This is a genomic window from Pseudoalteromonas sp. SG45-1 (assembly GCF_014164135.1).
In the GTDB taxonomy this organism is placed as follows: Bacteria; Pseudomonadota; Gammaproteobacteria; order Enterobacterales; family Alteromonadaceae; genus Pseudoalteromonas; species Pseudoalteromonas distincta.
In genome coordinates, this window is sequence record NZ_JACJEP010000027.1 from 48,584 (window position 1) to 54,634 (window position 6,051).

The window sequence follows — 6,051 nt, forward strand, 5'->3', positions numbered from 1 at the left end:
TTATTGATTTTTTTCTATGTGAAGCGTTATTTGTATCATTGCGCGCGTAATATGTTTTTTTACAGATTCTTGGCTCATATTTAACTGCAGACTAATTTCTTCGCGACTTAATCCGTTAATACGTCGAAGCTTAAATACTTTTCTTCTTAGAGGTGGCAACTCTTCCAACGCACTTTTAACAAGCTCGAGCTTTTGCTCTGTAATTGACTGCGCCTCTGGATCGCTATTATCATCTGTAAAAAGCTCAATATCTTCTGCATTATTTGGTTGGCTTTTATTTTTTTGCCAATCACTATACATAACAGACTTTGCGACTTGATTTATGTACGCCTGAAAGTTTTCAATTTCTAATGTGTCATTTCTATTTAAAGTTCTCAGCAAAGCTTCTTGGACTAGGTCGTCTACGTCATCGGTATTATTTGTTCGACGACTAACAAACTTACGAATATGGCTGATAACGTTTTTTACATCGCTTTGTTCAGAAGAAATATTTAAATTCGATGGCAGGGGGCTTTTAAAAGTCTTCATTACTCAGTCTAGAATTTTATTTTAAATAAATACTAAGTGAATAATATGACCAATTGATTACAGGTACGGTTGGGCGATTAAGTAAATTAAAGTAATGATACGAAGAATAAATTATCATTTAGAGCATCTTAACGCTTTAGATAGGGTTTAATTTTAGGCATAGAGTATTTGAGCAAATAACGCTTTGAGAAAGACTAAATTTTTGGAGGTACTATATTCCCTTGTTATCACTTATTTGAATGTTCTTTTGGCGAGATTAGCGTATGACTAGAGGGCTTAAGCGCTTTTCGGCAGATCAGCTAGTTTTATATTAGCTTAAAAAATGACATAGAAAAGTTAAAATAATAGTATCAAGCTTAGTAAAAGTGCAGCTATTTTTATTGATTAGGATCAACAAAGCAACAGAGAAAAATAGGCATAATTTATGGCTGAAATTTACACCTAAAAATAAAATGGTGAGTTACGAATGTGTGCTACGATTTAATGAAAAACAAAGGTTTTTTATTGAACTTGGATTGTATGAAAAGCAGTCAAAAAACATTTCATTTAAATCTATCTTTTTGTTTTGTAATGATATTAATTGAAAAGGCTTATAAGTGGCTTTACTCATAAATAGTAAATGCATTAACTGCGATATGTGTGACCCAGAATGCCCTAATGAGGCTATTTATATGGGCGCTAAAATATACCAAATAGATGCAAACAAATGTACAGAGTGTGTAGGGCATTATGATAAACCTACTTGCGTAAGTGTTTGCCCTATTGACTGCATAAAGCCCGATCCGAATAAGCGTGAAACTTTGGACGAACTAGCAGAAAAATTTGTGCGGGTAACTGGCAAATAACTCGTCAGGTATTTTGCTAAGCAGCTTTTAATTTAGGCTAAAAACACTACTTACATTAATTATTTAGGTTGTAGCTAAGGTCCTCTGTCATGCATTTTTAGTTTCAATCAAATCTTATTACCTTCATTAATTATCAACTATATTGTGTTACCTTAAGGCTTTATAAACTCAAGTATTAATCTAAGTTTTAGATTGCATTCTATAGGAGTCTATTTTGGATATAGGTATTAACGCTATTCAGGCTGTATCTTCAAAACAAGCCATATTTATTAATGATGAGTGCCGAGTATTTGTAATTGGCGATCTTGATGGTGATTTACCGGCCTTAAAAAACGCACTTAATAACGTAAATTTTAATCCTGAAAGAGATACTTTGTTTTGCCTAGGCGATTTTGTTGATCGCGGGGATAAAACATATGACTTATTTACATACTTACAAGCCATTAGGGCATGTATGATATTAGGTAATCATGAGCATTTAATGTTGGAATCATTATTAAGTAATGATATAGCGGCTTTTAAATTATGGACTGACAATGGTGGCAATTGGCACAAGTCGGTATCGAGAGAAAAGCTCAGTGTTATGTGCGATGAGTTACTAACTAAACCGCTTTCAATAGTACTAGAGTATCGTGGTTATACAATAGGGTTGTCTCATACATTTGCACAATCGTGGGATTGGGAAAATTACCCTGATGATAAATCGCTAATCGTGCAATCTTTGTTGTGGGATCGCGAAGTAGTTAAACAAAATAAGGTAGTTAAAAGTCATGGAGTCGACTTTTCAATACATGGACATAACTCAACTAAAGCGCCTTTTTGGGTTGGTGATAGTTATCATATAGATACAAATTATTATGGTGGAAAGCCGACATTACTCGAGCTTTCAGAGGTTATTGCTACGCTTGATTAACCAAGCGCTATTTAGCAATTATTACTTCTTTCAAATATCATCCGGCAGTTTTGCTTTTTAAAGTATAAACTGCTGACTACCACATCAAATTATCCCCTTCGTATTTTTGTATACACTTTATGATGATTTATGCATTGTAATTATTCATTAAGCTATTAAATACCACAAAGCCGCTCTTAGTTTGTTAATTGAGAGTGGTTTTGAAGTGTGGGTTGGATTTTAAGTTTCATTCAATAGGTATTAATACAGTTATATGAGACGTTTATTTAGTTTTAATATTGATGATTAACAAACGGTTAAGTTTGGCTGTGTAGAATTGGGAACAATTTTTGCCATTTCGTAAATAATTTACGTAAAAGGACTAACTTCTCGCTTTAGGTTTTATATAAGCAGATTTAAATGGAACAGCCTCTCACATGATAGTAGCAAGCATATACCCTTTCCCTTTTTCAACGTTTTGTAAGTCGTCACTTTATATATCAATTTTTTCTGCTTTGGGTTCTACGTGTGCTTTTGCAGCGCAAGAAAACCCGCAGCACGCAAAAGGTATGGAAGTAATAGAAGTACGCGGAATAAGTTCCAGCATGGCCGAAAATTTAGATGTTAAGCGTATGTCGGGATCAGTGGTAGACGCAATTACTGCTGAGGATATTGGTAAGTTCCCTGATAAAAATGTGGCTGACTCATTGCAACGTGTTCCAGGTGTAGTTATTGAACGCGATGGTGGCGAAGGTGCGTCGGTGAGTATTCGTGGTTTATCGTCTGAGCTTACGTTTACTCAGCTCAATGGTAATTTTATTGCGTCTTCGCCGGGCGAGCCTTCACGTTCTTTTGATTATACGCTATTACCCTCTTCCATGATTGAAAGCGTAGAAGTATTTAAATCGCCAGAAGCGCGTTTAGATGAAGGTGGTGTTGGTGGTACTGTATTAATGCATAGCCGAAAGCCATTAAGTATGGAGGCGAACTCAGGTGTATTTAATGTAGAAAGCACTTACGCCGATGTTACCAAAGAGTATGAACCTCAATTTACTGGGTTGTATTCGTGGAAAAACGATGATGAAAATTTTGGCATTTTAGTAGGCTATACCTATCAAGAGCGAACAAATAGAACGCTCTCAGGTGGTACCGATGCAAATGTATGGCGCTACACCGGTGACGGCCAACCTACTGATGTTACTGGCAACTCAGTTGATAACAATAATGGCTGGGATACTATTAATGATGCAAACGGCAACAGTTACGATGGCGTTTGGTTTCCGCAAGTTGTTCGAGGTTCTGTTCTTAACGAAAAACGTGAGCGCGAAGGGATTCAATTTAGTTCACAGTGGCGACCAACAAATCGTTTAGAGCTTGGCTTTAATTATTTTGGTTTTACACTTGGGCAAGACAGAACAGAATCTGTGATTGATATACCAGAGTGGTCTTTAAATCCTGATTTTTTAACGGATGTAAACCTTGATGAGTCGGGCACTATTGTTACTGGTATGCAATACGATGCAATGGCAAGTGGTGTCGAAAATGATATGCAATTTCCGTGGATGCGTGGTAGCTACGTACGTGAGGAATCTACCTCCGATACCTTTGATTTTAATTTAACCTATGAAGGTGATAATTTTAAAGCGCGCTTTGTAATTGGTAATACACAATCAGAGGGCGGCCCAGAAGAAAGCTGGGAAGCGGCGTATAAAAGTTCTAACGCGGGCGAAAACGCAGCCACTATTCAAAACGCAGCTCAAACGGCTGGCTGGTCGCTCAATCAAAATAATGTGTCACTTAATATCGACCCTAATACATTAGTTAATTTACAAAATGGAGTTGGAGGCGGTCGTGATGCGGGCTCTTCAAACTCAAGCTTTGTACGCAGTGAGCTAGAAGAAGATTACTACCAAGCTGATGTGGATTTTTATGTTGATTGGGGCTTTTTAAAAACAATTAGAACCGGTGTTAAGTACCGCAACTCAATTCTTCACCGTGAAACCGGCAACACCTTCTTTTTAGAACCAAATTTTGATATTGCTGCAGGGGAAGCAAGTGAGCAAGGCATTACCCGTTTTGATAGCTACCAATGGAATGGTGGAATGCCATTAGCTCAAAATGTATTTACTAGTGAGAATAATATTGCAGGTGGTTTTGATATAAACCAAATGCCAAGTATCGACTGGAATAAATACCGCGATATGGTCACTGCTAGTTATGTACCTTATACGCGCATTGAAGATAATTTTGTTTACGATATAGAAGAAAAAATATCGGCTTTTTATATACAAGGTGATTTTGAATTTAGTGAAGTCAGAGGTAATTTGGGTGTGCGTGTTGTGCAAACAAAAACACTTACTTCATCTACTGACTTATATACCTACCAATTAGATCACACAAATGATGAAACAGGTGAGCCAGTAACAGGTGACGCTCGTTTTGTAGAAGACTATCAATTAGTCACTCAGCAAAACAAAGACACTCAAGTTTTGCCAAGCTTTAATATAGCGTGGGATGCAACCGACGATTTAGTTATTCGTGGGGCAATAGCTAAAGTAATATCTCGTCCTGACTATAGTGATTTAGGTGCGCAGCAGCGCATTACTTATGTATCAGATGAATGGGCAGAAGATAGAGCCGCATTTAACGAGCTTCCTGGTTTTAGCGGTAGTGGCGGAAATAAAAACTTGAAACCATTTGAATCAGTTCAAGCTGATTTATCTATTGAGTATTATTATGGCGAAGGTTCTGCTGTTGGGTTGGCACTTTTTCATAAAAAAGTAGATAACTTTGTTGTGCCACTGGTGATCGACGTAGAGCAAAACTTTGCTGGTAAAAATAATATAGTGGATGCAGGGACTATTAATATAACCCCTTACAGCACTGTAGGTAATGGCACCGATGCAGTATCAAAAGGCGCGGAAGTATTTATTCAGCATGCCTTTGATAGTGGTTTTGGCTTTTACGCAAATTACACCTATAACAAAACCAATAAAGCAGATGTAACAATTAATGGTGAAGAATTTGGTCAGTCGGCCTTAATAGGTAGTGCAAAGTATCAGTACAACACCTCTGTTTATTATGAAGGAGATTATTTTAATGTACGTGCTTCTTATAATAAGCGCGGCGAAACAGTACTCGGTTTAAATAGCGGATTAAATGTATACCAAGACCCTTACGAACAACTCGATGTAAATGCATCCGTAAATTTATACGACGGGCTTAGCTTTACCGCAGCGGTTATTAATTTAACTAAATCTGAATCAGTAACGCGTTTAGGAAATGACACCGATGCGCGATTACTCAATACTAGCTACTCAGGTCGTCGTTTTTACGCGGGCTTTAACTATAGCTTTTAGATAAATGACTTAATAGCAGGTCTGTAGACAGTATTTTTTGATAGCGCAGGCCATAACAAACACTTTAATAGGCGTTAAATGTTAATAAAATGCTAGTTATGTTGTGTTTTTAATGCGTTTAGCTCAAATTCTCAGCGAACAGTGCTTTATTTAAAGTTTTGTCAATAAAACGCTTGCGTAAAAATCTGTTCTCCCTATAATGCGACCCCACTGAGACGGGATATGGCGACGCGCAGCGGACAACGCATAGCGAGGCACGAACTACTCAGAGAGTTAAATAAAACTTCGGTTTTAAATTGTCGAAAGAAAGTTTAAAACAAAGTGTTGACTCGAAAAATAAAGGGTGTATTATTCGCATCCCTTGAGACGCTAAAGCGACTCAAAACGTTCTTTAACAATATAAAGCAATCATCTGTGTGGGCACTCG

General features: G+C 37.1%; 4 protein-coding genes. 3 read left to right on the forward strand and 1 reads right to left on the reverse strand.

Features of this window, described 5'->3' with window-relative positions; all coding sequences use genetic code 11:
• Positions 1-528: an RNA polymerase sigma factor gene (locus H5117_RS17515; protein WP_182720719.1), complete on the reverse strand. Its 528-nt coding sequence runs from the start codon at positions 526-528 to the stop codon at positions 1-3.
• Between the two features lie 596 nt (positions 529-1,124).
• On the opposite strand from H5117_RS17515, the gene H5117_RS17520 reads away from it, so the two are divergent.
• From H5117_RS17520 to H5117_RS17530, 3 genes are all read left to right on the forward strand, one after another.
• Positions 1,125-1,373, forward strand: a complete 249-nt coding sequence (locus tag H5117_RS17520) for a YfhL family 4Fe-4S dicluster ferredoxin (RefSeq protein WP_024595039.1) — start codon at positions 1,125-1,127, stop codon at positions 1,371-1,373.
• A gap of 214 nt (positions 1,374-1,587) precedes the next feature.
• Positions 1,588-2,286, forward strand: coding sequence for a metallophosphoesterase (locus H5117_RS17525; protein ID WP_182738780.1), 699 nt, complete (start codon positions 1,588-1,590; stop codon positions 2,284-2,286).
• 416 nt (positions 2,287-2,702) lie between these two features.
• Positions 2,703-5,624: a TonB-dependent receptor gene (locus H5117_RS17530; RefSeq protein WP_182738781.1), complete on the forward strand. Its 2,922-nt coding sequence runs from the start codon at positions 2,703-2,705 to the stop codon at positions 5,622-5,624.
• Positions 5,625-6,051: the final 427 nt, after the last annotated feature.

Bases quoted from the DNA above. Each gene is read 5' to 3' on its own strand.
- H5117_RS17515 (WP_182720719.1), bottom strand. From the start codon at position 528: ATGAAGACTTTTAAAAGCCCCCTGCCATCGAATTTAAATATTTCTTCT.
- H5117_RS17530 (WP_182738781.1), top strand. From the start codon at position 2,703: ATGATAGTAGCAAGCATATACCCTTTCCCTTTTTCAACGTTTTGTAAG.